This window comes from Serratia sp. 201, from assembly GCF_037027545.1.
Taxonomy (GTDB): domain Bacteria; phylum Pseudomonadota; class Gammaproteobacteria; order Enterobacterales; family Enterobacteriaceae; genus Serratia; species Serratia bockelmannii.
Window position 1 is genome coordinate 475789 of the sequence record NZ_JAXCHC010000004.1, and the last position, 26549, is coordinate 502337.

At 59.1% G+C, this 26549-nt stretch carries 22 protein-coding genes; 21 read left to right on the forward strand and 1 reads right to left on the reverse strand.

The genetic code is table 11. The features are described from left to right. Nucleotides 1-373 precede the first annotated feature (373 nt). The 5 genes from leuO to cra all read left to right on the forward strand — a co-directional run bounded on the left by leuO (nucleotide 374) and on the right by cra (nucleotide 7347). The gene (gene leuO / locus WA302_RS21005) at nucleotides 374-1321 is read left to right on the forward strand and encodes a transcriptional regulator LeuO (protein WP_025301560.1); all 948 of its coding nucleotides are present in this window, start codon (nucleotides 374-376) and stop codon (nucleotides 1319-1321) included. A 465-nt stretch (nucleotides 1322-1786) separates the two neighbouring features. Further along, entirely contained in the window at nucleotides 1787-3595 is a 1809-nt protein-coding gene (locus WA302_RS21010; RefSeq protein WP_025301561.1) for an AMP-dependent synthetase/ligase, read from the forward strand. Between the two features lie 316 nt (nucleotides 3596-3911). Further along, nucleotides 3912-5630 carry an acetolactate synthase 3 large subunit gene (gene ilvI / locus WA302_RS21015; RefSeq protein WP_043135936.1) on the forward strand — a complete coding sequence of 573 codons (1719 nt, stop codon included), beginning with the start codon at nucleotides 3912-3914 and terminating at the stop codon, nucleotides 5628-5630. 2 nt (nucleotides 5631-5632) lie between these two features. Further along, nucleotides 5633-6124, forward strand: a complete 492-nt coding sequence (gene ilvN, locus WA302_RS21020; RefSeq protein WP_004932806.1) for an acetolactate synthase small subunit — start codon at nucleotides 5633-5635, stop codon at nucleotides 6122-6124. Between the two features lie 218 nt (nucleotides 6125-6342). Beyond that, the gene (cra, locus tag WA302_RS21025; protein WP_025301563.1) at nucleotides 6343-7347 is read left to right on the forward strand and encodes a catabolite repressor/activator; all 1005 of its coding nucleotides are present in this window, start codon (nucleotides 6343-6345) and stop codon (nucleotides 7345-7347) included. A gap of 37 nt (nucleotides 7348-7384) precedes the next feature. Here cra and WA302_RS21030 read toward each other — a convergent pair whose 3' ends face one another. Continuing rightward, complete coding sequence (locus WA302_RS21030) at nucleotides 7385-7825, reverse strand: L-alanine exporter AlaE (RefSeq protein ID WP_025301564.1); 441 nt, start codon at nucleotides 7823-7825, stop codon at nucleotides 7385-7387. 866 nt (nucleotides 7826-8691) lie between these two features. Here WA302_RS21030 and mraZ point away from each other — a divergent pair. From mraZ to lpxC, 16 genes are all read left to right on the forward strand, one after another. Continuing rightward, entirely contained in the window at nucleotides 8692-9150 is a 459-nt protein-coding gene (gene mraZ, locus WA302_RS21035) for a division/cell wall cluster transcriptional repressor MraZ (RefSeq protein WP_025159638.1), read from the forward strand. Nucleotides 9151-9152: 2 nt separating this feature from the next. After that, nucleotides 9153-10094 carry a 16S rRNA (cytosine(1402)-N(4))-methyltransferase RsmH gene (gene rsmH / locus WA302_RS21040; protein WP_025301565.1) on the forward strand — a complete coding sequence of 314 codons (942 nt, stop codon included), beginning with the start codon at nucleotides 9153-9155 and terminating at the stop codon, nucleotides 10092-10094. Next, nucleotides 10091-10411: a cell division protein FtsL gene (gene ftsL, locus WA302_RS21045; RefSeq protein WP_025301566.1), complete on the forward strand. Its 321-nt coding sequence runs from the start codon at nucleotides 10091-10093 to the stop codon at nucleotides 10409-10411. The genes rsmH and ftsL overlap by 4 nt, the downstream gene beginning before the upstream one ends. Nucleotides 10412-10453: 42 nt before the next feature. Further along, nucleotides 10454-12217, forward strand: coding sequence for a peptidoglycan glycosyltransferase FtsI (locus tag WA302_RS21050; protein ID WP_004932790.1), 1764 nt, complete (start codon nucleotides 10454-10456; stop codon nucleotides 12215-12217). After that, on the forward strand, nucleotides 12204-13691 hold the full coding sequence (murE, locus tag WA302_RS21055) for a UDP-N-acetylmuramoyl-L-alanyl-D-glutamate--2,6-diaminopimelate ligase (RefSeq protein ID WP_049294825.1): 1488 nt from the start codon (nucleotides 12204-12206) through the stop codon (nucleotides 13689-13691). Before WA302_RS21050 ends, murE begins: the two co-directional genes overlap by 14 nt. Beyond that, a complete protein-coding gene (murF, locus tag WA302_RS21060; protein WP_043135927.1) occupies nucleotides 13688-15049 on the forward strand; it encodes a UDP-N-acetylmuramoyl-tripeptide--D-alanyl-D-alanine ligase in 1362 nt (453 codons plus the stop codon). Before murE ends, murF begins: the two co-directional genes overlap by 4 nt. Beyond that, nucleotides 15043-16125: a phospho-N-acetylmuramoyl-pentapeptide-transferase gene (gene mraY / locus WA302_RS21065; protein ID WP_004932782.1), complete on the forward strand. Its 1083-nt coding sequence runs from the start codon at nucleotides 15043-15045 to the stop codon at nucleotides 16123-16125. The genes murF and mraY overlap by 7 nt, the downstream gene beginning before the upstream one ends. A gap of 2 nt (nucleotides 16126-16127) precedes the next feature. Beyond that, entirely contained in the window at nucleotides 16128-17447 is a 1320-nt protein-coding gene (gene murD / locus WA302_RS21070; RefSeq protein WP_197819392.1) for a UDP-N-acetylmuramoyl-L-alanine--D-glutamate ligase, read from the forward strand. After that, on the forward strand, nucleotides 17444-18646 hold the full coding sequence (gene ftsW, locus WA302_RS21075; protein WP_025301570.1) for a cell division protein FtsW: 1203 nt from the start codon (nucleotides 17444-17446) through the stop codon (nucleotides 18644-18646). Before murD ends, ftsW begins: the two co-directional genes overlap by 4 nt. A gap of 3 nt (nucleotides 18647-18649) precedes the next feature. Next, entirely contained in the window at nucleotides 18650-19714 is a 1065-nt protein-coding gene (murG, locus tag WA302_RS21080) for an undecaprenyldiphospho-muramoylpentapeptide beta-N-acetylglucosaminyltransferase (protein WP_004932773.1), read from the forward strand. An 84-nt stretch (nucleotides 19715-19798) separates the two neighbouring features. Next, nucleotides 19799-21274: a UDP-N-acetylmuramate--L-alanine ligase gene (murC, locus tag WA302_RS21085; protein ID WP_336064720.1), complete on the forward strand. Its 1476-nt coding sequence runs from the start codon at nucleotides 19799-19801 to the stop codon at nucleotides 21272-21274. Further along, nucleotides 21267-22187 (forward strand): D-alanine--D-alanine ligase, encoded by a 921-nt coding sequence (locus tag WA302_RS21090; protein ID WP_336064721.1) that lies wholly within the window; start codon nucleotides 21267-21269, stop codon nucleotides 22185-22187. The genes murC and WA302_RS21090 overlap by 8 nt, the downstream gene beginning before the upstream one ends. A gap of 1 nt (nucleotide 22188) precedes the next feature. Next, on the forward strand, nucleotides 22189-23040 hold the full coding sequence (ftsQ, locus tag WA302_RS21095) for a cell division protein FtsQ (protein WP_004932761.1): 852 nt from the start codon (nucleotides 22189-22191) through the stop codon (nucleotides 23038-23040). Then, a complete protein-coding gene (gene ftsA, locus WA302_RS21100) occupies nucleotides 23037-24293 on the forward strand; it encodes a cell division protein FtsA (RefSeq protein ID WP_004932758.1) in 1257 nt (418 codons plus the stop codon). The genes ftsQ and ftsA overlap by 4 nt, the downstream gene beginning before the upstream one ends. Before the next feature lie 74 nt (nucleotides 24294-24367). Continuing rightward, nucleotides 24368-25522: a cell division protein FtsZ gene (ftsZ, locus tag WA302_RS21105; protein ID WP_004932757.1), complete on the forward strand. Its 1155-nt coding sequence runs from the start codon at nucleotides 24368-24370 to the stop codon at nucleotides 25520-25522. A gap of 103 nt (nucleotides 25523-25625) precedes the next feature. Further along, nucleotides 25626-26543 (forward strand): UDP-3-O-acyl-N-acetylglucosamine deacetylase, encoded by a 918-nt coding sequence (gene lpxC / locus WA302_RS21110; RefSeq protein ID WP_004932754.1) that lies wholly within the window; start codon nucleotides 25626-25628, stop codon nucleotides 26541-26543. Nucleotides 26544-26549: the final 6 nt, after the last annotated feature.

Consider the following 26549-nt stretch of genomic DNA (forward strand, 5'->3'; position numbering starts at 1 on the left):
ATTGATTGTTTTAGTCATAATATAACAAAATAATGCGATTTTACACAAAGTGAGCAGTGTTTTTAGATGGTTTGATTGCTTATGATGTGTTTTTATAGTTTGTCTCATACAGTGCGGTTACGTTGTTTAATTGTATTAATCATTGTTAATACCTAATTGTTGGTACCACCCAGGTAGCATTCTTCCTGCTGACGGGATAAGTGACTGACATGCATTCCATATACGACTTATATCGTGTCGATAACACGAGGTTTTTTATCGGCTCATGACGGTAATAGCAGGATTTGTCGTGCAAAGATAAGACAATGCGGCGTTTCATTGTTTTTCGAGCATAAGGATTAGATTATCTACACAGGATTTAGTGGAGTGAAATATGGCTGAATATGATTCAGAAATCGCCATGGTCAAAGAGCCGGCGGACATCCATTTGCGCAGCGTCGATCTTAATTTGCTGACGGTGTTTGACGCCGTGATGCAAATGCAAAATATTACGCGAGCCGCTAATTCGTTGGGGATGTCGCAGCCGGCGGTGAGTAACGCGGTGGCGCGCCTGAAGGTGATGTTCAACGATGAACTGTTTGTGCGCTGCGGGCGCGGGATTCAGCCCACTATGCGCGCCAGGCAGCTGTTCGGGCCGGTGCGGCAAGCGCTGCAGCTGGTGCAAAATGAGTTGCCGGGATCTGAGTTTGAGCCGCTGACCAGCACGCGAGCGTTCTCCTTGTCGCTGTGCAGCCCGCTCGATTTACGTCTGGGCGCTGGAATAATCAATCACGTCAAACAGATCGCGCCGCAGCTTAACCTGCAAATAAAGTCATACATTAACAATAATATCGAACATCAATTGCGTTATCAGGACGTCGAGTTTGTCATCGGCTACAGCCGTTTCGAGTCGGCGGAGTTTCGCAGCCTGGCAATGTTCGACGACGAATTAGTGCTGGCGGTCGCGCAGGCGCACCCGCGAATAGGGGAGGAGGTGACGCCGGAGAAAATGTTGGCCGAACAGCACGCGGCAGTTTCCCTGGAAAGTTTTGGTTCTTTCAGTAAACCTTTTTATTTAGAGGAACCGATGCTGCGCACCGTGACACAACAGTGCACGGATCTCTACAGCGTGTTGAATATGGTGTCGCAAACGGACATGGTGGCGATTGCGCCCGCCTGGCTGGTGCGGCAACAGACGGAAGCGTTGAAAATAAAGTCGGTTCCTTTATGTGGCAACGATAATAAAGCTACTTGCTATCTCTCCTGGCATGAATCCTCCGAGCGGGATAAAGGCCACCAGTGGATGAAATCCGTTCTGATTGAGGCCGGTAACCCAAAGTAACGCGATAAAAAATGGGGTCATACAAAAATAATATTCAACTGAGCGTTTTTTTCTCATGATAAAAGCTAAGAACTATCTGGGTTTTTATTAAGATGTTTCTTGGTTTTGCGGCGATAAAATAACTTATTTTCAGGGTGGGTTGGTTCGTTTACCAAAAATAATTAATATAAATTAATATTCTGATTTTTACTTTTCGGCTGGTATTTTAAACTAATTCGATGCGGCGGCCCGGATGGGCCGCGTTTTATTGCTGCCACCCAACCTTTTCCTTCCCGTTCTGTCCAACCCATGAAAGCACGAAAGCCGGCCTGAGTTTTGGCTCACACTTCTACGCTGAAATCACTTTTCCCTCTGCCTGAGAGTAGGTAGACTGCGCGGAAAAAAGTAAACACGTGTAAGCTGAGATGAGGGCCGCAAGGCGTCGTTCAGGCTTAACTGTATGATTCATTTCAGGCTTAGAGCACTATGATCACTAATCTGCTGCAATACCATCTTATCCATCGTATACAGCATCAAATCACCCATCGAGCCGATCGCACAGCTTTTCGCCAATGGTCGCCCAACGGCGAGTTTCAACTGACCTGGGGAGAGGCTGCCACCCGCATCGATCGCATTGCCGCCGGGCTGTTGGCCCTTGGGGCCGAAGTGCAAGAGCGCATAGGTATATTCGCCAATAACGGCATAGCCTGGTCGTTGGCCGATCTCGCTATCCTGCATCTGCGCGGCGTCAGCGTGCCGCTGTATTCCACCAATACGCCGGCGCAGGCGGCATTTGTCATCAACGACGCCGACATCCGTATACTGTTCGTCGGCGAGCAGGCGCAGCTTGACGCCGCCATCGCGCTGCGCGGCGTTTGCCCACAGCTGCGCCATATTATCGTGTTTGACGAGGATGCCGATCTGCGCGGCTGCGAGATCGCACAGCATCTGAGCGCCTTCGAGCGTGCCGCCGATCCGGCGGCTTTTATCGTTCAACGTCGGCAGCGCATTGAAGAGTGCGACCTTCAGGATCTCTTCACCCTGATCTATACCTCGGGCACCACCGGTGAGCCTAAGGGGGTGATGCTGGACTACCGCAATCTGGCGGCGCAGCTCTACCTGCATGATGAAAGGCTGACGGTCGGCGAAGAAGATGTGTCGCTCAGTTTCCTGCCGCTGTCGCACGTGTTCGAGCGTGCCTGGAGCTTCTTTGTGATGCATTCCGGCGCGCAGAACGTCTTCCTGCCGAACACCGACTGGGTGCGGGAAGCGATGGGGCAGGTCCGCCCGACGCTGATGTGCGCGGTACCGCGTTTCTACGAGAAGATTTTCAGCGCGGTGCATGAAAAAGTGGCGCGCGCCCCTTGGCTGCGCCGCGCGCTGTTCCACTGGGCGATCGTCTGCGGGGAGCGCAAGTTCCTTCAAGAGCGGGCCGGCAAACCGTTGGGTAAACTGTTCGAACTCTCCCATCGCTGGGCCGACAAGCTGGTATTGAGCAAGTTGCGCGGCATCCTCGGCGGCCGGGTGCGCTTTCTACCGGCGGCGGGTGCCAAGCTGGATGACAATGTGATCCTGTTCTTCCAGGCGATGGGCGTCAACATCAAGTACGGCTACGGCATGACCGAAACCTGTGCGACCGTGTCCTGCTGGGAAGAAGGGCATTTCCGTTTCGGCTCCATCGGCAAACCGCTGCCGGAGGTCGAGGTGCGCATCGGTGAAGAAAATGAAATCCAGGTGCGAGGGCCGATCGTGATGCGCGGCTATTTCAACAAGCCATTGGAAACCGCCGCGACCTTTACCGCAGACGGCTGGCTGAAAACCGGCGATGCCGGGGCGATCGATGAAGAGGGCAATCTGTTCATCACCGAGCGCCTGAAGGATTTGATGAAAACCTCCGGCGGCAAATACATCGCGCCGCAGATGCTGGAAGGTACGCTGGCGCAGGACCGTTTTATCGAACAGGTGGCGATCATCGCCGATGCGCGCAAGTTCGTTTCCGCGCTGATCGTGCCGTGCTTTGAGTCGCTGGAAGAGTACGCGAAGTCAGTCAACCTGAAGTACCAAGATCGTCTGGAACTGCTGCGCAACGGTGAAATTCTCGAGATGTTCGAAAAGCGTCTGCGCGAGATGCAAAAGGAGCTGGCGCGCTTCGAACAGGTGAAGAAGTTCACTCTGCTGCCGGCGGCCTTTTCCATGGAGCTGGGAGAGCTGACGCCAACGCTGAAGCTGCGCCGCAAAGTGATCCTGCAGCGCTATCAGCGTGAAATCGACTCAATGTACCAGGAACAGGCTTGACGCCGCCGCCGGATCGCGCGTCCGGCGAAAAAAACGGCATATACCTCGCCTGATTTAGTTCTGTAATTTTCCCTCTGTTCGAAACAATGCCTAGCCTGACGCCTCTGGGGCTAGCGCATTGTTTTTATAAAGCCGCGATCTCCAGCCGCTTGGCAATAACCCCGCCGCCGTTAAGCCATTTTGCCGTTTGCCTGCCCCATCTTCTGACGTTATGTTAATTCGATAGCGACAACCCATAAAAATTTAGGGGCATTGCCCCGCAGCAGGCGCTACGTTCCGGCGCCAGAGAAGAATAAGCAAGCCTGGAGGCAAACCCATGGAGATGTTGTCAGGAGCCGAGATGGTCGTCCGATCGTTGATCGATCAGGGCGTTAAGCATGTATTCGGCTATCCCGGCGGGGCGGTGCTCGATATCTACGACGCCCTGCATACGGTCGGAGGGATCGATCATATTCTGGTGCGCCACGAGCAAGGTGCGGTGCACATGGCCGACGGTTACGCGCGCGCCACCGGTGAAGTGGGCGTGGTGTTGGTGACCTCAGGCCCCGGCGCCACCAATGCCATTACCGGTATTGCCACCGCCTATATGGATTCGATCCCGATGGTGGTGCTGTCGGGACAGGTGCCCAGCTCGCTGATCGGCTACGACGCCTTCCAGGAGTGCGATATGGTGGGGATTTCGCGTCCGGTGGTGAAGCACAGCTTCCTGGTAAAACGCACCGAAGACATCCCGGCGGTGTTGAAGAAGGCGTTCTACCTGGCTTCCAGCGGCCGCCCAGGCCCGGTAGTGATCGATCTGCCGAAAGATATTGTCGGTCCGGCGGTGCGGATGCCTTATGCCTACCCGCAGGACGTGAGCATGCGTTCTTATAACCCGACGGTGCAGGGCCACCGCGGGCAGATCAAACGCGCGTTACAAACCATTCTGGCGGCCAAAAAGCCGGTGATGTACGTCGGCGGCGGCGCGATCAACGCCGGTTGTGAAGCTGAATTACTGTCGTTGGCGGAGCAGCTGAACCTGCCGGTAACCAGCAGCCTGATGGGATTGGGCGCTTTCCCCGGCACCCATCGTCAGAGCGTCGGTATGCTCGGCATGCACGGAACCTATGAAGCCAACAAAACCATGCACCATGCCGACGTGATCTTCGCCGTAGGCGTGCGCTTCGACGATCGCACCACCAACAATCTGGCTAAATACTGCCCGGACGCCACCGTGCTGCACATTGATATCGATCCGACTTCGATCTCCAAAACGGTGGACGCCGATATTCCGATCGTCGGCGATGCCAAGCAGGTGTTGGTTCAAATGCTGGAGCTGCTGGCGCAGGATGAGAAAGCGCAGGATCACGATGCGCTGCGCGACTGGTGGCAGTCTATCGAGCAGTGGCGTGCCCGCGACTGCCTGGGTTACGACAAGCACAGCGGCACCATCAAGCCGCAGGCGGTGATCGAAACCCTGCACCGCCTGACCAAAGGCGACGCCTACGTCACCTCGGACGTGGGCCAGCACCAGATGTTCGCCGCGCTCTATTATCCGTTCGACAAACCGCGCCGCTGGATCAACTCCGGCGGCCTCGGCACCATGGGCTTCGGCCTGCCGGCGGCATTGGGCGTCAAGCTGGCGCTGCCGGAAGAAACCGTGGTGTGCGTGACCGGCGACGGCAGCATTCAGATGAATATTCAGGAGCTGTCCACTGCGCTGCAATATAACCTGCCGGTGGTGGTGGTGAACCTCAATAACCGTTATCTGGGCATGGTGAAGCAGTGGCAGGACATGATTTATTCCGGCCGCCATTCGCAGTCTTACATGGATTCGCTGCCGGACTTCGTCAAGCTGGCCGAGGCTTACGGCCATGTCGGCATCGCCATCCGCACGCCGGATGAGCTGGAAAGCAAGCTGGCGCAGGCGCTGGCGGAAAAAGAGCGGCTGGTGTTCGTCGACGTGACCGTCGATGAAACCGAACATGTTTACCCGATGCAGATCCGCGGCGGAAGCATGGACGAAATGTGGCTTAGCAAAACGGAGAGGACCTGATCATGCGCCGTATTTTATCTGTCTTGCTGGAAAACGAATCCGGCGCCTTGTCGCGCGTGGTCGGGCTGTTCTCCCAGCGCGGTTATAACATTGAAAGCCTGACGGTGGCGCCGACCGACGATCCGACGCTGTCGCGCATGACTATCCAGACCGTCGGCGACGAGAAAGTGCTGGAGCAGATTGAGAAACAGCTGCACAAGCTGGTGGACGTGCTGCGCGTCAGCGAGCTGGTGCAAGGCGCTCACGTCGAGCGCGAGATCATGCTGGTGAAGCTGCAGGCCAGCGGTTATGGCCGTGAAGAGGTGAAACGCTGCGCCGACATTTTCCGCGGCCAGATCGTCGATGTGACGGCGACGCTGTACACGGTACAGCTGGCCGGCACCAGCGACAAGCTCGACGCCTTCCTGAGCGCGGTGCGTGAAGTGGCCGAGATTGTGGAAGTGGCGCGTTCCGGCGTGGTCGGCGTGTCGCGCGGCGACAAAATCATGCGCTGAGCGCGGTTTAGTGGCGAATAATCGGGGCGCGGCATGGCTGCGCCCTTTGTTTTTCGGCATTTTTTTGCCCAATTGCTGGCACCTTTAGGCAAAAGCGGTTGCTAGGTAGTGTTTTCTGCTGTTAGATCGCAGAGGCTGGATTGAATAACCGCACGGGATGTCATGGTTAATCCGAGCACAGCCTTCACTTCTATTTTCAGCGTCATTAAGGGGTTAATGTGAAACTGGATGAAATCGCGCGTCTCGCGGGCGTTTCGCGCACGACGGCCAGTTATGTCATCAACGGCAAGGCGAAGCAGTATCGTGTCAGCGATAAAACCGTCGAGAAAGTGATGGCCGTGGTCAGGGAGCATAACTACCACCCGAATGCCGTCGCGGCAGGGCTGCGCGCTGGGCGCACCCGTTCTATCGGTCTGGTGATCCCGGATCTGGAAAATACCAGCTATACCCGTATCGCCAACTACCTGGAGCGTCAGGCGCGCCAGCGTGGTTATCAATTGCTGATCGCCTGCTCCGAAGATCAGCCGGACAACGAAATGCGCTGTATCGAGCACTTGCTGCAGCGTCAGGTGGACGCCATCATCGTTTCCACCGCCTTGCCGCCGGAGCACCCCTTCTATCAACGCTGGGCCAACGATCCGCTGCCGATCATCGCACTGGACCGCGCGTTGGATCGCGAGCATTTCATCAGCGTCGTCGGGGCCGACGAGGAAGATGCCTTTGCGCTGGCGCAGGAGCTGCGCACCTTCCCGGCGGAGTCGGTACTGTACCTGGGCGCCTTGCCGGAGCTTTCGGTCAGCTTCCTGCGTGAGCAGGGCTTCCGTCAGGCCTGGCAAGAGGATCCTCGCCATGTCGATTATCTGTACGCCAACAGCTATGAGCGTGAGGCCGCCGGCGCGCTGTTTGCCGAATGGCTGAAAACGCACCCGATGCCGCAGGCGCTGTTCACCACGTCGTTCTCTTTATTGCAGGGCGTGATGGACGTGACGCTGAAGCAACGCGGCCGTTTGCCGACCGATCTGGCGATTGCCACCTTCGGCGACCATGAGCTGTTGGATTTTCTGGAGTGCCCGGTGCTCGCGGTAGCGCAGCGCCATCGCGACGTGGCCGAACGCGTGCTGGAGCTGGTGTTGGCCAGCCTGGACGAACCGCGTAAACCCAAACCGGGACTGACGCGGATCCGCCGTAATCTGTTCCGCCGCGGTAGCCTGAGCCGCAAATAGGCCGCTCTACAGGAGCCCGCGTTGTCGGGCTCCTGGTTTAGACGTAACCCGCGACCCGAAACAGCCGTCGGCAATATTCCAGGAAATAGCCATACACCACGCCCATCGCCATGGAGACCAGCGCATTGCTGGTCACCGCCGCCAGCATTTGTTGGCCGTCGGCGCCCACGCTCCACAGAATGGCGGCATAAACCGGCGACTGGAAACTGACGTAAGCCAGCAGATCGGCGAGGTTGCGCAGTAGGAATTGGCCGCGTGGGCAGCGGCGTGCCGTGCGGATAAACAGATCGCGATAGCGGCCGTAAGGCCAGGCGATCAGGATGTTGACCGGGATCGACAGCAGGCGCGAAGAGAGGGATTGCTGGAAGCTCATGCCGGAGATCAACACTTCTATCGCCATGCCGGCGATAAAGCAGTACACCACCAGTGCGAACGTATCGGCAGCGGCGCTACGCCAGTGAGGGGCGGGCGAAAGCATGCACTCTCTCCTTTTTTTGGTTAATGTTCTGTTAAATTATTTATTTGCAGTTGTTAGTTCTGGTTTTTTGCGCTTCATATAGTGTACTAATCTGTATTGTGTTTTTTAACTGGATTTAAATTTTTATTTTTAACATTTGTTCGGTTTTTGTCCCGCAGAACAGGGGCACTGGATGGGACAGGGAGATTAAAATCGGTGAATTTAAATAAATTCATTAAAAACATGCAGTTGCGATTTTTGGTGTTTGAAGAGGTTTTTTTCCGGCAAAAATTGTGGAAATAAAGGTGTAAGAAAATGAAACCATAATTGTAAACAGGTATTTTGGGAATAATCTTACCAAATTGATTTAAATCGAAATTACTTCTGCTCGTAATATCCGAGCCATTTATTTTTATCGTGCTCTCATCAGGGCGGGACAAATTGAAGTAAAATAGCGCGCAGTTTCACGGTGAATAACGATTGAGCGTTATTAACTCAAGGGGTTATGGCCTTATTCTTCGGTCGATTCGCCAGGCGCTGAGCCTTGGCGGGCGCGGGGCGGCAGCGGTTACAGCCCTGAGATTGCCGAGCTGAAAAATGAGACATGGCTTGCAGAAGGAAGTAATGAGTTAATTAATCGCCAGTTCGTCAGGTTTTTAATCAGATTCTTTCCGCTTAGAAAATTCTCTCCGTTTATCATGGTGTTAATTTTTAATCGTCGAATAATCAGAGTTTCTTTCGCGAGTCAGCTCCCAAAATGACCAGAGAAATATTGCCAAAGCGCTGGCGCTCTGGCTTGACAAGGTTTTCATACCCTCCGTAAACTCCATTGTGTGGGAATTTGTGGGGTAAAGTGGTGAAAACGGTCACTAAGGGGTAGCTCAGGAATGTTCCGTGGAGCGACGATGGTCAACCTCGACAGCAAAGGGCGGCTCGCCGTACCTACCCGATATCGGGAATTGCTCAACGAGGAATCGCAAGGCCAAATGGTCTGTACCATTGACCTCCATCAGCCCTGCCTGCTGCTTTATCCTTTGCCCGAATGGGAAATTATTGAACAAAAATTATCACGTCTGTCGAGCATGAATCCCGCCGAGCGCCGCGTTCAGCGCCTGCTGTTGGGGCATGCCAGTGAGTGTCAGATGGATAGTGCCGGTCGTTTGCTGCTTGCCAATACGCTGCGGCAACACGCCGGGCTCACAAAAGAAGTGATGCTGGTCGGTCAGTTCAACAAGTTTGAACTGTGGGATGAACAGACCTGGTATCAACAAGTCAAGGATGATATTGACGCTGAACAGTCGACTCAGGAACCGTTGTCTGAGCGGCTACAGGACTTGTCGCTATAAGCATGTTGGAAAACTATAAACACACCACCGTCCTGCTGGACGAAGCCGTCAACGGCCTCAACATCCGCAGCAACGGCATATATATCGACGGTACTTTTGGTCGCGGTGGCCATTCTCGTCTGATTCTGTCCCAGCTGGGGCCGGAAGGGCGCTTGCTGGCAATTGACCGTGACCCTCAGGCGATTGCAGCCGCCAAATCTATTGAAGATCCTCGTTTCACCATCGTACACGGCCCATTTTCCGAGTTGTCGCACTATGTGCGGGAGCGCGAACTGGTCGGCAAGATCGACGGCGTTCTGCTCGATCTGGGCGTTTCCTCGCCGCAGCTTGACGACGCAGAGCGCGGGTTCTCCTTCATGCGCGACGGTCCGCTGGACATGCGCATGGATCCGTCCACCGGCCTGTCCGCCGCGGATTGGCTGATGAAGGCCGAGGCGGACGATATCGCCTGGGTGCTGAAAACCTTTGGCGAAGAGCGTTTCGCCAAGCGCATCGCACGCGCCATCGTCGAAAGAAACCGCGTGGAGCCGATGACGCGCACCAAAGAGTTGGCGGATCTGATTGCCGATGCCAGCCCGTTCCGTGAAAAGCACAAGCATCCGGCGACGCGCAGCTTCCAGGCGATCCGCATCTATATCAACAGCGAGCTGGAAGAGATCGAGCGTGCGCTCGACGGCGCGCTGGAAGTGCTGGCCCCACAGGGCCGTTTGTCGATCATAAGTTTCCACTCGCTGGAAGACCGCATCGTCAAACGCTTTATGCGTCACCACAGCCGCGGCGCTCAGGTGCCGGCGGGCATTCCGTTGACCGAAGAGCAACTGCGCAGCATGGGCGGACGAACGCTGAAAGCGCTGGGCAAAATGATGCCGTCGGAAGCGGAAGTGGCGGACAACCCGCGTGCGCGCAGCTCGGTGCTGCGTATTGCTGAGAGGATGCCCGCGTGATCGGCAACGAACGTCACGGCCTGGTCGGGGTGATTGGCGGCGATCTGCTGCGCAACGCCAAGATCCCCATGATTTTACTGATTGCGTCACTGGTCTCCGCGGTTTTCGTGGTGACCACCGCGCACCGCACCCGCCTGCTGACCGCCGAGCGCGAACAGCTGGTTCTGGAGCGTGATGCGCTGGATATCGAGTGGCGCAACCTGATTTTAGAAGAGAACGCCCTCGGCGATCACAGCCGGGTTGAACGTATCGCGACAGAAAAACTGCAGATGCAACATGTTGATCCATCGCAGGAAAATATCATCGTTAAACAATGAATGGTTTAACCGGAATAATGACACGGAGTAGAAAGGAAACGCATGAAAGCAGCGCGCCCCGGTAAGTTGAGACGCCAGGAAGATCAGGCCAGCTTTGTCAGCTGGCGTTTTGCGTTGCTGTGCGGCTGCATTTTGCTGGCGATGGTTGGCCTGATGCTGCGCGTCGCGTACCTGCAGGTCATCAACCCCGATCGTCTGGTGAAAGAAGGCGACATGCGTTCGCTGCGCGTGCAGGAAGTGCCGACCGCGCGCGGCATGATCAGCGATCGCGCCGGCCGTCCGTTGGCGGTCAGCGTGCCGGTCAATGCGGTGTGGGCGGATCCGAAAGAGCTGAACGAGCGCGGCGGTATCACGCTGGACAGCCGTTGGAAAGCGCTTTCTGATGCGCTCAACATCCCGCTGGACCAGCTTTCCAACCGCATCAACGCCAACCCGAAAGGGCGCTTCGTTTATCTGGCTCGCCAGGTGAACCCGGCGATTGGCGACTACATCCACAAACTCAAGCTGCCGGGGATCTATCTGCGGCAGGAGTCGCGCCGTTACTACCCGGCTGGGCAGGTGACGTCGCACATCATTGGCGTGACCAACATCGACGGGCAAGGCATCGAAGGCGTCGAGAAGAGCTTCGACCGCTGGCTGACCGGGCAACCGGGCGAAAGAACGGTGCGTAAGGACCGCTTCGGCCGGGTGATCGAAGATATCTCCTCCGTCGACAGCCAGGCGGCGCATAACCTGGTGTTGAGCGTCGATGAGCGCCTGCAGGCGCTGGTGTATCGCGAGCTGAACAACGCGGTGGCGTTCAACAAGGCCGAGTCAGGCACCGCGGTGCTGATCGACGTGAACACCGGCGAAGTGCTGGCGATGGCCAACAGCCCGTCTTACAACCCGAACAATATGGCCGGTACGCCGAAAGAAACCATGCGTAACCGTGCTATCACCGATATTTTTGAACCCGGTTCAACCGTGAAGCCGATGGTGGTGATGACCGCGCTGCAAAACGGCGTGGTGAGAGAAAACAGCGTGCTGAACACCATCCCGTACCGCATCCAGGGCCACGAGATCAAAGACGTGGCGCGGTACTCGGAGCTGTCATTGACCGGGATCTTGCAGAAGTCGAGTAACGTCGGTGTTTCAAAGCTGGCGTTAGCGATGCCGTCCTCAGCGTTAGTAGATACTTACTCTCGTTTTGGGCTGGGAAAAGCGACCAATTTGGGGCTGGTCGGAGAAAGCAGTGGCATATACCCAAAAAAACAACGGTGGTCTGACATAGAGAGGGCCACCTTCTCTTTCGGCTACGGGCTGATGGTAACTCCGTTACAGTTGGCGCGAGTCTATGCAACGATCGGCAGCCTGGGCGTGTATCGCCCATTGTCGATCACCAAGGTTGACCCTCCGGTCGCCGGCGAACGCGTTTTCCCTGAACCTCTGGTGCGCACCGTGGTGCACATGATGGAAAGCGTGGCCTTGCCGGGCGGCGGCGGCGTGAAAGCCGCCATCAAGGGGTACCGTATCGCCATCAAAACCGGTACCGCGAAAAAAGTGGGCCCGGACGGCAAATACGTCAACCGATATATCGCTTATACCGCCGGCGTCGCGCCGGCAAGTAACCCCCGTTTTGCCCTGGTGGTCGTCATCAACGACCCACAGGGTGGGAAATACTATGGTGGCGCAATCTCCGCGCCGGTGTTCGGCGCCATCATGGGCGGCGTATTACGCACCATGAACGTCGAGCCTGACGCGTTGCCTACCGGTGACAAAAGCGAATTAGTGATTAACAAGAAAGAGGGTTCAGGTGGCAGATCGTAATTTGCGCGACTTACTCGCCCCGTGGGTGCCGACGGCACCCGGGCGCGCGCTGCGGGAAATGACATTAGACAGCCGTGTGGCGGCTGCCGGGGATCTGTTTATCGCCGTTGTCGGCCATCAAACGGATGGACGCCGCTATATTCCGCAGGCCATTGCGCAGGGCGTCGCCGCCGTGATCGCCGAAGCTGACGGCCAGGCCGAAGACGGCGCCATCGTTGAAATGCACGGCGTACCGGTGATCTACCTGAGCCAACTGAACCAGCGCCTTTCCGCGCTGGCAGGGCGTTTTTACCATCAGCCGGGCGAGCGTCTGCGCCTGGTCGGCGTGACCGGCACCAACGGCAAAACCACCACCACGCAGCTGCTGGCGCAGTGGAGCCAACTGCTGGGCGAAACCAGCGCGGTGATGGGCACCGTCGGCAACGGCCTGCTGGGCCAGGTGTGTCCGACGGAGAATACCACCGGTTCTGCGGTGGATGTTCAACACGTATTAAACGACTTGGCGGAACAGGGCGCGACCTTCGCCGCGATGGAAGTCTCATCCCACGGTCTGGTGCAACACCGGGTGGCGGCGCTGCCGTTCGCTGCGGCGGTTTTCACCAACCTGAGCCGCGATCACCTGGATTACCACGGTGACATGGCCAATTACGAAGCGGCCAAATGGTCGCTGTTCGCCGCCCATAGCGTAGGGCAGGCAATCATCAACGCCGACGATGAAGTCGGTCAGCGCTGGCTGAGCAAGCTGCCGGATGCGATAGCGGTGACGATGCAGGGCAACCTGCAGCCGGGCTGCCACGGCCGCTGGTTGAAAACCACGGCGATCGATTATCACGACAACGGCGCCACGGTTCGTTTCAGCTCCAGCTGGGGCGACGGCGAGATCGAAAGCCGCCTGATGGGCGCGTTCAACGTCAGCAACCTGCTGTTGGCCTTGGCCACGCTGCTGTCGCTGGGCTACCCGCTGGAGGCGCTGGTGGAAACCGGCAGCCGTCTGCAGCCGGTCTGCGGCCGCATGGAAGTGTTTAACGCGCCGGGCAAACCGACGGTGGTGGTGGATTACGCCCACACGCCGGATGCGCTGGAGAAAGCGCTGGAAGCCGCGCGCCTGCACTGCCAGGGGCAGCTGTGGTGCGTCTTCGGCTGCGGCGGCGATCGCGACAAGGGCAAGCGTCCGCTGATGGGCGGTATTGCCGAGCAGTTCGCCGATCGCGTGGTGATCACCGATGACAACCCGCGTACCGAAGAGCCGCGCGCAATTATCAACGACATCCTGACCGGATTGCTGGACGCCGGGCAGGCGCTGGTGATCCACGGCCGCGCCGAAGCGGTAACCAGCGCCATCATGCAAGCGCAGGCGCAGGATGTGGTGTTGGTGGCGGGCAAGGGCCATGAAGATTATCAGCTGGTGGGCAACCGCCGCCTGGATTACTCCGACCGCACGACGGTCGCCCGACTGCTGGGGGTGCTGGCATGATCCCTGTCTCTCTTCAGACACTGGCTGAGGTATTGAGCGCTGAACCGATCGGCGCCGATTGCCAAATTGTCGAGGTGACGACAGACACCCGCAAGGTGACCGCCGGTTGCCTGTTTGTGGCGCTGAAAGGTGAGCGTTTCGACGCTCACGACTTCGCGGCGGATGCCGTAGCCGCAGGCGCCGGGGCGTTGCTGGTCAGTAAGCGCTTATTGGTGGACGTGCCGCAGCTGGTGGTGGAAGACACCCGTTTGGCGCTGGGGCAGCTTGGCGCCTGGGTGCGTCAGCAGGTGCCGGCGCGCGTGGTGGCGCTGACCGGCTCCTCGGGCAAGACATCGGTGAAAGAAATGACCGCCGCCATTCTGCGTGAATGCGGCGAAGTGCTGTATACCGCCGGTAACTTCAATAACGACATCGGCGTGCCGCTGACGCTGTTGCGTCTGGAGCCGCAGCATGATTTTGCCGTGATAGAGCTGGGCGCTAACCACATTGGCGAAATCGCTTACACCACCGCATTGACGCGTCCGCAGACCGCTTTGGTGAATAACCTGGCGGCGGCGCACCTGGAAGGCTTCGGCTCGCTGGCCGGCGTCGCTCAGGCGAAAGGTGAAATCTTTACCGGCCTGCCGGCCGACGGCGTGGCGATCATCAACGCCGATAACAACGATTGGCCGCACTGGCAGAGCATACTGGTCGGCAAAACCGTCTGGCGCTTCTCGCCGCAGGCCGCCGAAGGTGTGGACTTCTTCGCGGACAACGTGCGGGTGAATGGCGCAGGTACGCAGTTCACGCTGCACAGCCCGTTCGGCACCGCCGAGATCGCACTGCCGCTGCCGGGGCGCCACAACGTGGCCAACGCGCTGGCGGCCACGGCGCTGGCGATGTCGGTGGGCGCGACGCTCGAAGCGGTGCGTCAGGGGTTGAAACAATTGCAGGCGGTGCCGGGGCGCTTGTTCCCGGTGGCGCTGGCCGAAGGCAAGCTGCTGCTGGACGACAGCTATAACGCCAACGTCGGGTCGATGACCGCGGCGGCGCAGGTGCTGGCGGAAATGCCGGGCTACCGCGTGATGGTGGTCGGCGATATGGCCGAGCTGGGCGCAGAAGCGGAAGAGTGCCATCGTCAGGTGGGTGAAGCCGCCCGCCTGGCCGGGGTCGATAAAGTGATCAGCGTCGGCGGGTTGAGCCGCGTGCTGAGCGAAGCGTCCGGCAACGGCGAACATTATCAGGACAAGACAGCAGTGATCGCGCGCGTGGCGGAATTACTGTCGGAACATGCGGTCATCACCGTGTTAATCAAAGGTTCACGTAGTGCCGCAATGGAGCAGGTAGTACGCGCGTTACAGGAGAAAGCACCATGTTAGTTTGGCTGGCCGAACATTTGGTCAAGTATTACTCAGGCTTCAACGTCTTTTCTTATCTGACGTTCCGAGCCATTGTCAGCCTGCTGACCGCGCTGTTCCTGTCGCTGTGGATGGGCCCGCGGGTGATCAAGCGCCTGCAAGAAATGTCCTTCGGTCAGGTGGTGCGCAACGACGGCCCCGAGTCGCACTTCAGCAAGCGCGGCACGCCGACCATGGGCGGCATCATGATCCTGACCTCCATCACCATTTCGGTGCTGATGTGGGCCTACCCGTCCAACCCATATGTCTGGTGCGTGCTGTTTGTGCTGGTGGGTTACGGCATCGTTGGCTTCGTTGACGACTACCGCAAGGTGGTGCGTAAGGACACCAAAGGGCTGATCGCCCGCTGGAAGTATTTCTGGCAATCGGTGATTGCGCTGATTGTCGCATTCGCCATGTACGCCGTAGGAAAAGACACGCCAGCCACCGAGCTGGTTGTGCCGTTCTTTAAGGACGTGATGCCGCAGCTGGGCCTGCTGTACATCCTGCTGGCCTATTTCGTCATCGTCGGCACCAGCAACGCGGTTAACCTGACCGACGGCCTGGACGGCCTGGCGATCATGCCGACGGTATTCGTGGCGGCCGGCTTCGCGCTGGTGGCCTGGGCGACCGGTAATATGAACTTCGCCAACTACCTGCACATTCCGTATCTGCGTCATGCCGGTGAGTTGGTGATCGTGTGTACCGCCATCGTCGGTGCCGGCCTCGGCTTCCTGTGGTTCAACACCTACCCGGCTCAGGTGTTTATGGGCGACGTCGGTTCGCTGGCGCTGGGCGGCGCGCTGGGCACCATCGCGGTGCTGCTGCGCCAGGAGTTTTTGTTGGTGATCATGGGCGGCGTGTTTGTGGTAGAGACGCTGTCGGTGATCCTGCAGGTGGGATCGTTCAAGCTGCGCGGACAACGCATTTTCCGCATGGCGCCGATTCACCACCACTATGAATTGAAAGGCTGGCCGGAGCCGCGCGTGATCGTGCGCTTCTGGATCATTTCGCTGATGCTAGTGCTGATTGGCCTGGCAACGCTGAAGGTGCGTTAATCATGGCAGACTATCAGGGTAGAAAAGTCGTCATCATCGGGTTGGGCCTCACCGGCCTGTCCTGTGTCGATTTCTTCATGGCGCGCGGCGTGACGCCGCGCGTGATGGATACCCGTATCGCGCCGCCAGGGTTGGACAAACTGCCTGAAAGCGTGGAGCGCCATCTGGGCGATCTGAATCAAGACTGGCTGCTGGCGGCGGATCTGATCGTCGCCAGCCCGGGCGTCGCGCTGGCGACCCCGGCATTGAGCGCCGCGGCGGAAGCCGGCGTCGAAATCGTCGGCGACGTCGAACTGTTCTGCCGCGAGGCGCAGGCGCCGATCGTGGCGATTACCGGCTCCAACGGCAAGAGCACCGTCACCACCCTGGTGGGCGAGATGGCGAAAGCCGCCGGTTGGGCGGTGGGCGTGGGCGGCAATATCGGCCTGCCGGCGCTGAGCCTGTTGCGTCAGGAATGTCAGCTTTACGTGCTGGAGCTGTCCAGCTTCCAGCTGGAAACGACGTATAGCCTGCGGGCGGCGGCGGCGACCATCCTGAACGTGACCGAAGATCATATGGATCGCTATCCGTTCGGTCTGCAGCAGTATCGCGGTGCCAAGCTGCGCGTGTATGAAAACGCCGCGGTGTGCGTGGTGAACGCGGACGACGCGCTGACCATGCCGGTGCGCGGCGCCGACGAACGCTGTGTCAGCTTCGGCGCGGACGTAGGCGACTATCACTTGAACCGCCAGCAGGGGGAAACCTGGCTGCGGGTGCGCGGTGAGAAGGTGCTGAATACGCGCGAAATGAAGCTGACCGGCCGCCACAATTACACCAACGCCCTGGCGGCGCTGGCGTTGGCGGATGCGGTCAATATCCCGCGTGCGTCCAGCCTGAAGGCGCTGACCACCTTCACCGGCCTGGCGCACCGCTTCCAGCTAGCCTGGGAGCACAACGGCGTGCGTTGGATCAACGATTCCAAAGCAACCAACGTCGGCAGCACCGAAGCGGCGCTGAACGGCCTGCAGGTGGACGGCACGCTGCATCTGCTGCTGGGCGGCGACGGCAAGTCCGCCGATTTCTCGCCGCTGGCGCGCTATCTGCAGGGCGACAACGTGCGTCTGTATTGTTTTGGCCGTGACGGCGCTCAGCTGGCACAGCTGCGGCCGGAAGTGGCGACGTTGACCGAGACCATGGAGCAGGCGATGCGCACCATCGCCGGCCGCGTAATGCCCGGCGATATGGTGCTGTTGTCGCCGGCTTGCGCTAGCCTCGATCAGTTCCGTAATTTTGAAGTGCGCGGCGATGAGTTCGCCCGCCTGGCGCAGGAGCTTGGCGGATGAAACTACGCTTGCCGAACTTCGGGCTGACAGAACGGCTGAAAGACTGGGTGACCGGCGCGCGCGACAACGACGCGGTCAACATGGTGCTGTACGATCGCACCCTGCTGTGGTTGACCTTCGGCTTGGCGATCATCGGCTTCGTGATGGTGACCTCGGCCTCGATGCCGATCGGCCAACGCCTGGCGGACGATCCGTTCCTGTTCGCCAAACGTGACGCGCTGTACCTCGGCCTGGCGTTCGGCCTGTCGCTGGTGACGCTGCGCATCCCGATGGAAATTTGGCAGCGCTACAGCAACGTGATGCTGCTGATGTCGATCGTGATGCTGCTGATCGTCCTGGTGGTGGGGAGCTCGGTAAACGGGGCCTCGCGTTGGATCGCACTCGGCCCGTTGCGTATTCAGCCCGCGGAGCTGTCCAAGCTGTCGCTGTTCTGCTACCTGGCGAGCTATCTGGTGCGCAAGGTGGAAGAGGTGCGCAGCAACTTCTGGGGCTTCTGCAAGCCGATGGGCGTGATGGTGGTGCTGGCGGTGCTGCTGCTGGCGCAGCCGGACCTCGGTACCGTGGTGGTGCTGTTCATCACCACGCTAGCAATGCTGTTCCTGGCCGGTGCGAAAATGTGGCAGTTCCTGGCGATCATCGGCTCCGGCGTGTTCGCCGTGGTGCTGCTGATCATCGCGGAACCGTACCGTATGCGCCGCGTGACGTCGTTCTGGAACCCGTGGGCCGACCCGTTCGGCAGCGGCTACCAGCTGACCCAGTCGCTGATGGCGTTCGGCCGCGGCGAGTTCTGGGGGCAGGGGCTCGGCAACTCGGTGCAGAAACTGGAGTATTTGCCAGAGGCACACACCGACTTCATCTTCTCCATTTTGGGGGAAGAACTGGGCTATATCGGTGTGGTTTTAGCCCTGTTAATGGTATTCTTCGTCGCTTTTCGCGCGATGTCCATCGGGCGCCGCGCGCTGGAGATCGACCAACGCTTCTCCGGCTTCCTGGCCTGCGCGATCGGCGTGTGGTTCAGCTTCCAGGCGCTGGTTAACGTCGGCGCCGCCGCGGGCATGCTGCCGACCAAAGGTCTGACGCTGCCGCTGATCAGTTACGGCGGTTCGAGCTTGCTGATTATGTCGACGGCGATCGTGCTGTTGCTGCGAATTGATTATGAAACGCGCCTGACCAAGGCTCAGGCGTTTGTGAAGAGGTAAGGGATGAGCGGGAAACCTAAGCGTTTAATGGTGATGGCAGGCGGTACCGGCGGGCACGTGTTCCCGGGGCTGGCGGTCGCGCATCATCTGATGGCGCAGGGCTGGCAGGTGCGCTGGCTCGGAACCGCAGACCGAATGGAAGCCGATCTGGTGCCGAAGCACGGGATCGAGATCGATTTTATCCGCATCTCCGGCCTGCGCGGCAAGGGCCTGAAGGCTCAATTGACCGCACCGCTGCGGATCTGGCAGGCGGTGCGCCAGGCGAAAGCCATTATGCGCAGCTATCAGCCGGATGTGGTGCTGGGAATGGGCGGTTACGTCTCCGGTCCCGGCGGCCTGGCAGCCTGGCAGTGCGGCATCCCGGTGGTGCTGCACGAGCAGAACGGCATCGCCGGTTTGACCAACCGCTGGCTGGCGCGCATCGCCGCCAAAGTGATGCAGGCCTTCCCCGGCGCGTTCCCGAACGCCGAGGTGGTGGGCAACCCGGTGCGTACCGACGTGTTGGCGCTGCCACTGCCGGCAGAGCGGTTGCAAGGGCGCGAAGGCCCGATCCGCGTGCTGGTGATTGGCGGAAGTCAGGGCGCCCGCGTGCTGAATCAGACAGTTCCTGAAGTCGCGGCGCGTTTGGGCGATAGAATTACGCTCTGGCATCAGGTTGGCAAGGGCGCGCTGGAAACGGTGCTGCGCGACTACGAAAGGGTAGGGCAGACGCAGCACAAAGTGACCGAGTTCATCGACGACATGGCCGCCGCCTATGCCTGGGCCGACGTGGTGGTCTGCCGCTCCGGCGCGTTGACCGTCAGTGAAATCGCGGCGGCGGGGCTGCCGGCGATCTTCGTGCCGTTCATGCACAAGGATCGTCAGCAGTACTGGAACGCACGCCCGCTGGAAGAAGCCGGCGCAGCGAAGATTATCGAACAGCCGCAGTTTAACGCCGATGTGGTGGCCGAACTGCTGGCGAGTTGGGATCGCAAGACGCTGCTGGCCATGGCCGAGAAAGCGCGTGCGGTCGCCATTCCGGATGCCACCGAGCGCGTGGCGGCGGAGCTGGTGCGGCTCGCCAAGTAACGAGTGCAGGGGTTCGGCGCGCCGAACCTGAATAAAAGCAATGTGATGTAGGGCCGGGGTACCGGATCCGGATTAGAGAGAGTGATGAATACACAACAACTGGCGAAACTACGTACTATCGTGCCCGAGATGCGTCGCGTCCGGCACATTCACTTTGTCGGCATCGGTGGTGCCGGCATGGGTGGTATCGCCGAAGTGTTGGCAAACGAAGGGTATCAGATCAGCGGCTCCGACCTGGCGCCGAATCCGGTCACCCAACAGTTGAGCGCGCTCGGGGCGACGATTTATTTCAATCACCGTCCGGAAAACGTGCTGGATGCGAGCGTGGTGGTGGTGTCTACCGCCATCTCCGCCGACAACCCGGAGATCGTCGCCGCTCGTGAAGCGCGCATCCCGGTGATCCGCCGCGCTGAAATGCTGGCGGAGCTGATGCGTTTTCGCCACGGTATCGCTATCGCCGGCACGCACGGCAAAACCACCACCACGGCGATGGTCTCGAGCATTTACGCCGAAGCCCGCCTGGACCCGACCTTCGTCAATGGCGGGCTGGTGAAGGCGGCGGGAACCCACGCGCGACTGGGGTCCAGCCGTTATCTGATCGCGGAAGCGGATGAGAGCGATGCGTCGTTCCTGCATCTGCAGCCGATGGTGGCCGTGGTCACCAACATCGAAGCCGACCACATGGACACCTACCAGGGCGACTTCGAGAACCTGAAGCAGACGTTTATCAATTTCTTGCACAACCTGCCGTTCTATGGCCGCGCAGTGATGTGCATCGACGATCCGGTGGTGCGCGAGCTGTTGCCGCGCGTGGGGCGCCACATCACCACCTACGGCTTCAGTGAAGATGCCGACGTGCGCATCGAAGACTACCGGCAGATTGGGCCGCAGGGGCACTTTACCCTGAGCCGTCAGGACAAACCGTTGCTGACGGTGACGCTGAACGCGCCGGGCCGCCACAATGCGTTGAACGCAGCGGCGGCGGTGGCGGTAGCGACCGAAGAAGGCATCGACGACGAAGATATCCTGCGCGCGCTGGCGGGCTTCCAGGGCACTGGGCGCCGCTTCGATTTCCTCGGCGAGTTTCCGCTGGAGCCGGTCAACGGCAAAGCGGGCAGCGCGATGCTGGTGGACGATTATGGCCACCATCCGACCGAAGTGGACGCCACGCTGAAAGCGGCGCGCGCCGGCTGGCCGGACAAGCGTCTGGTGATGATCTTCCAGCCGCACCGCTACACGCGTACTCGCGATCTGTACGACGATTTCGCCAACGTGCTGTCGCAGGTGGATGTGCTGCTGATGCTTGACGTGTACGCCGCCGGTGAAGCGCCGATCCCGGGCGCGGACAGCCGCTCGCTGTGCCGCACCATCCGCAGCCGCGGCAAGCTGGATCCGATCCTGGTTTCCGATGCCGATACCGTGCCGGAAACGCTGGCGCAGCAGCTGCAGGATGAAGACTTGGTGCTGGTGCAAGGCGCCGGCAACGTGGGCAAAATCGCCCGTAAACTGGCTGAGCTGAAGCTGCAGCCGCCGAAGAAAGAGGAGGAGCACCATGGCTGATAAAGTTGCAGTTCTGCTGGGCGGCACCTCCGCTGAACGTGACGTTTCTCTGCAGTCCGGCGCCGCGGTGCTGGCCGGGTTGCGCGAAGCCGGTATCGATGCGCACGGCGTCGATACCCGCGATTTCCCGGTGACCCAGCTGAAAGAGCTGGGGTTCACCAAAGTGTTTATCGCGCTGCACGGCCGCGGCGGCGAGGACGGCACCCTGCAGGGGCTGCTGGAGTTTCTCGAGTTGCCTTATACCGGCAGCGGCGTGATGGCCTCGGCGCTGACCATGGACAAATGGCGCACCAAGATGGTGTGGCAATCGATGGGCTTGCCGGTGGCGCCTTACGTGGCGTTGAATCGCCAGCTGTACCTCGGCGCCGAAAAAGCGGCGCTGCTGGCGCGCGTGGCGGATCTCGGGCTGCCGGTGATCGTCAAGCCGAGCCGTGAAGGCTCCAGCGTCGGCATGAGCAAGGTCACCGAAAGCGCGGCGTTGGCAGCGGCGTTGGAAGAAGCCTTCCGCCATGACGACGATGTGCTGGTGGAGAAGTGGTTGAGCGGGCCGGAATACACCGTGGCGATGCTGGGCGACCAGGTGCTGCCGTCTATACGTATCCAGCCGGCCGGTGTGTTTTACGACTACCAGGCCAAGTACATTTCGGACGATACGCAGTACTTCTGCCCGAGCGGTTTGAGCGCCGAGCAGGAAGCCGAGATGGCGGCGTTGGCGCTGCGCGCCTACCGCGGTCTGGACTGCAGCGGCTGGGGCCGCGTCGATGTGATGCAAGACAGCGATGGCAGCTTCTATCTGCTTGAGGTGAACACCTCTCCGGGCATGACCAGTCATAGCCTGGTGCCGATGGCGGCGCGCCAGTTTGGATTAAGCTTCTCGCAGCTAGTGGCGAGAATTTTGGAGTTGGCCGACTGATATGTCGCAAGCTGCCCTGAATGCGCGCGATCGCGAGGTGGATAACGGCCCGCGCCGCAGCAATGGAACCCAGTTGGCGGGAATGATTTTCCTGCTGATGGTGTTGGGAACGGTCGTGTGGAGCGGTTGGGCGGTGCTTGGCTGGATGAAAGACGCCAGTCGCCTGCCGCTCTCAAGGCTGGTGGTGACCGGCGAACGCCATTACACCACCAACGATGATATTCGTCAGGCGATCCTGGCGCTGGGAGCGCCCGGCACCTTTATGACGCAGGATGTGGACGTTATCCAGCAGCAGATCGAACGTCTGCCGTGGATCAAGCAGGCCAGCGTGCGCAAACAATGGCCGGATGAGCTGAAGATCCATCTGGTGGAGTATGTCCCGGTGGCGCGCTGGAACGATTTGCACATGGTGGACGCCGAGGGCAAAGCGTTCAGCGTGCCGGCGGAGCGGGCGGGCAAGCAGAAGTTGCCGCTGCTCTACGGGCCGGAAGGGAGCGAGCAGGATGTGCTGGAGGGCTATCGGGCGATGAGCGCCACGTTGGCGGCCAGCAAATATACGCTGAAAATGGCGGCGATGACCGCGCGCCATTCCTGGCAGCTGGCGCTGGACAACGATGTCCGGCTTGAGCTGGGGCGCGATGACCGCAACGGGCGTTTGCAGCGGTTTATTGAGCTTTACCCGGTATTGCAGCAGCAGGGCCAGGCGGAGAGCAAGCGTGTCAGCTATGTCGATCTGCGCTACGAGTCCGGCGCTTCGGTAGGGTGGGCTCCGGTGTTGGTCGATCCGCAGGCGCTTGGCGGTCAGCAAAACAGTAATCAGCAACAGAATCAGGCACAGGCAAAACAACAATGATCAAGTCGACGGACAGAAAACTGGTAGTTGGACTGGAGATCGGTACTGCAAAAGTCTCCGCGTTGGTAGGGGAAGTTCTGCCCGATGGCATGGTCAACATTATCGGGGTGGGCAGCTGCCCGTCTCGCGGCATGGATAAGGGCGGCGTAAACGACCTGGAGTCGGTGGTGAAGTGCGTACAGCGCGCCATTGATCAGGCCGAGCTGATGGCGGACTGCCAGATCTCGTCGGTGTACCTGGCGCTGTCGGGCAAGCACATCAGCTGCCAGAACGAAATCGGCATGGTGCCGATCTCGGAAGAGGAAGTGACGCAGGACGACGTGGAGAACGTGGTGCACACCGCCAAATCGGTGCGCGTGCGCGACGAACACCGCATCCTGCACGTGATTCCTCAGGAATACGCCATCGATTATCAGGAAGGCATCAAAAACCCGGTTGGGCTGTCCGGCGTGCGCATGCAGGCCAAGGTGCATCTGATTACCTGCCATAACGATATGGCGAAGAACATCGTCAAGGCCGTGGAACGTTGCGGCCTGAAAGTTGACCAACTTATTTTCGCCGGTCTGGCCGCGAGCTACGCGGTGCTGACCGAAGATGAACGCGAACTCGGCGTTTGCGTGGTGGATATCGGCGGCGGCACCATGGATATGGCGGTGTACACCGGCGGTGCGCTGCGCCACACCAAAGTGATCCCTTACGCCGGGAACGTGGTCACCAGCGATATCGCTTACGCCTTCGGCACGCCGCCGACCGACGCGGAAGCGATTAAAGTTCGACACGGTTGTGCGCTTGGGTCGATTGTTAGCAAGGATGAGAATGTAGAGGTGCCTAGCGTCGGGGGACGTCCTCCGCGCAGTCTGCAAAGACAGACGCTGGCTGAAGTCATTGAGCCACGCTACACCGAACTGTTGAATCTGGTTAACGATGAAATTTTGCAATTGCAGGAGCAACTGCGTCAGCAAGGGGTGAAGCATCATCTGGCGGCAGGTATCGTGCTGACCGGTGGCGCCGCCCAGATTGATGGCCTGGCAGCCTGTGCGCAACGGGTGTTCCACACCCAGGTACGCATCGGCCAACCCTTGAACATCACGGGTCTGACGGATTATGCGCAGGAGCCTTACTACTCGACGGCGGTAGGTCTGCTGCACTATGGAAAAGAGTCTCACCTGAGCGGTGAGACAGAGGTAGAAAAACGCGCCTCGGTGGGCAATTGGTTTAAACGCATCAATAGCTGGCTGAGAAAAGAGTTTTAATGTTTCAACAAAGAGATCATGCTGAGTAATCTTTTTATGATCTCGCAGCGACAGGCACAAAACGGAGAGAAACTATGTTTGAACCAATGGAACTAACCAATGACGCGGTGATTAAAGTCATCGGCGTCGGCGGCGGCGGTGGCAACGCCGTTGAACACATGGTGCGCGAGCGCATCGAAGGTGTTGAATTCTTCGCTGTGAACACGGACGCCCAGGCGCTCCGCAAAACGGCGGTTGGCCAAACCATCCAGATTGGTAGCGGTATTACCAAAGGTCTGGGTGCGGGCGCGAACCCTGAAGTGGGTCGCAATTCAGCGGAAGAAGACCGCGAAGCCCTGCGCGCAGCGCTGGACGGCGCAGACATGGTCTTCATCGCAGCCGGCATGGGCGGCGGTACCGGTACCGGTGCAGCGCCAGTGGTGGCTGAAGTGGCTAAAGATTTGGGTATTCTGACCGTGGCCGTGGTGACCAAGCCTTTCAACTTCGAAGGCAAGAAGCGCATGGCATTCGCGGAGCAGGGTATCGCTGAGCTGTCCAAACACGTGGACTCGCTGATCACTATCCCGAACGACAAGCTGTTGAAAGTTCTGGGTCGCGGCATTTCCCTGCTGGACGCGTTCGGCGCTGCCAACGACGTGCTGAAAGGCGCGGTGCAGGGTATCGCCGAGCTGATCACCCGTCCGGGCCTGATGAACGTCGACTTCGCCGACGTGCGCACCGTGATGTCCGAAATGGGCTACGCGATGATGGGTTCCGGCGTGGCTTGCGGTGAAGACCGCGCCGAAGAAGCGGCCGAAATGGCGATCTCCAGCCCACTGCTGGAAGACATCGACCTGTCCGGCGCGCGCGGCGTGTTGGTCAACATTACCGCTGGCTTCGACCTGCGTCTGGATGAGTTCGAAACCGTGGGTAACACCATCCGCGCGTTCGCTTCCGACAACGCTACCGTGGTTATCGGTACCTCGCTGGATCCAGAAATGAACGACGAACTGCGCGTAACCGTGGTTGCAACCGGTATCGGTATGGACAAGCGTCCTGAAATCACCCTGGTGACCAATAAGCAGGCCAGCCAGCCGGTGATGGATCACCGTTATCAGCAGCACGGCATGTCGCCTCTGCCGCAGGAAGTGAAACCTGCCGCGAAGGTGGTCAACGACCAAGCTGCGCAGCCGAATAAAGAGCCCGACTATCTTGATATTCCAGCCTTCCTGCGTAAGCAGGCAGACTAAGAATATCCTGAGAATTTGGAATCTCCGCTCTTTGTGCTAAACTGTCCCGCCAGCCATGCTGTATGCTTGGCTGGTAGGATGGATAACATTGCGAGATAAAACGATGATCAAACAAAGGACATTAAAACGTATTGTTCAGGCGACTGGCGTCGGTTTGCATACCGGCAAGAAAGTCACGCTGACAATGCGCCCAGCGCCGGCTAATACCGGGGTCATCTATCGTCGCACTGACTTGAATCCACCGGTTGATTTTCCGGCTGATGCAAAATCCGTGCGTGATACCATGCTCTGTACTTGCCTGGTGAATGAGCATGACGTGCGTATTTCGACCGTTGAGCACCTCAACGCCGCGCTGGCTGGGCTGGGCATCGACAACATCGTCATTGAAGTCGACGCCGCTGAAATCCCAATCATGGACGGCAGCGCCAGTCCGTTCGTGTTCTTGCTGCTGGATGCCGGCATCGAAGAACTGAACTCGGCGAAGAAATTCCTGCGTCTGAAAGAGACTGTGCGTGTTGAAGATGGCGATAAATGGGCCGAGCTGTCCCCGCATAACGGGTTCCGCTTGGACTTCACCATCGATTTCAACCACCCGGCTATTGACGCCAGCTCTCAGCGCTATCGCCTTGATTTCTCGGCTGAGTCGTTCGTGCGTCAAATCAGCCGCGCGCGCACCTTCGGGTTTATGCGTGACATCGAATACCTGCAGTCCCGTGGCCTGGCCTTGGGCGGCAGTTTCGATTGCGCCATCGTGGTAGACGACTACCGCGTGCTGAACGAAGACGGTCTGCGTTTCGAAGACGAATTCGTACGTCACAAAATGCTGGACGCCATCGGCGACCTGTTCATGTGCGGCCACAACATCATTGGCGCGTTCACCGCGTTCAAGTCTGGCCACGCGCTGAACAACAAACTGCTGCAGGCCGTGTTGGCCAAGCAGGAAGCGTGGGAATACGTGACCTTCCAGGACGAAGCCGAAATGCCATTGGCATTCAAGGCACCGTCTACCGTATTGGCGTAAGGTCTG

Excerpts from the sequence above, each read along its gene's own strand:
- WA302_RS21090 (WP_336064721.1), top strand. The coding sequence starts at position 21,267 with ATGGCTGATAAAGTTGCAGTTCTGCTGGGCGGCACCTCCGCTGAACGT.
- lpxC (WP_004932754.1), top strand. The coding sequence starts at position 25,626 with ATGATCAAACAAAGGACATTAAAACGTATTGTTCAGGCGACTGGCGTC.
- ftsQ (WP_004932761.1), top strand. The coding sequence starts at position 22,189 with ATGTCGCAAGCTGCCCTGAATGCGCGCGATCGCGAGGTGGATAACGGC.
- mraZ (WP_025159638.1), top strand. The coding sequence starts at position 8,692 with ATGTTCCGTGGAGCGACGATGGTCAACCTCGACAGCAAAGGGCGGCTC.
- WA302_RS21030 (WP_025301564.1), bottom strand. The coding sequence starts at position 7,825 with ATGCTTTCGCCCGCCCCTCACTGGCGTAGCGCCGCTGCCGATACGTTC.
- ilvI (WP_043135936.1), top strand. The coding sequence starts at position 3,912 with ATGGAGATGTTGTCAGGAGCCGAGATGGTCGTCCGATCGTTGATCGAT.
- leuO (WP_025301560.1), top strand. The coding sequence starts at position 374 with ATGGCTGAATATGATTCAGAAATCGCCATGGTCAAAGAGCCGGCGGAC.
- ilvN (WP_004932806.1), top strand. The coding sequence starts at position 5,633 with ATGCGCCGTATTTTATCTGTCTTGCTGGAAAACGAATCCGGCGCCTTG.
- rsmH (WP_025301565.1), top strand. The coding sequence starts at position 9,153 with ATGTTGGAAAACTATAAACACACCACCGTCCTGCTGGACGAAGCCGTC.
- mraY (WP_004932782.1), top strand. The coding sequence starts at position 15,043 with ATGTTAGTTTGGCTGGCCGAACATTTGGTCAAGTATTACTCAGGCTTC.
- murC (WP_336064720.1), top strand. The coding sequence starts at position 19,799 with ATGAATACACAACAACTGGCGAAACTACGTACTATCGTGCCCGAGATG.
- murG (WP_004932773.1), top strand. The coding sequence starts at position 18,650 with ATGAGCGGGAAACCTAAGCGTTTAATGGTGATGGCAGGCGGTACCGGC.
- WA302_RS21010 (WP_025301561.1), top strand. The coding sequence starts at position 1,787 with ATGATCACTAATCTGCTGCAATACCATCTTATCCATCGTATACAGCAT.
- WA302_RS21050 (WP_004932790.1), top strand. The coding sequence starts at position 10,454 with ATGAAAGCAGCGCGCCCCGGTAAGTTGAGACGCCAGGAAGATCAGGCC.
- ftsA (WP_004932758.1), top strand. The coding sequence starts at position 23,037 with ATGATCAAGTCGACGGACAGAAAACTGGTAGTTGGACTGGAGATCGGT.
- murF (WP_043135927.1), top strand. The coding sequence starts at position 13,688 with ATGATCCCTGTCTCTCTTCAGACACTGGCTGAGGTATTGAGCGCTGAA.
- ftsW (WP_025301570.1), top strand. The coding sequence starts at position 17,444 with ATGAAACTACGCTTGCCGAACTTCGGGCTGACAGAACGGCTGAAAGAC.
- ftsZ (WP_004932757.1), top strand. The coding sequence starts at position 24,368 with ATGTTTGAACCAATGGAACTAACCAATGACGCGGTGATTAAAGTCATC.
- murD (WP_197819392.1), top strand. The coding sequence starts at position 16,128 with ATGGCAGACTATCAGGGTAGAAAAGTCGTCATCATCGGGTTGGGCCTC.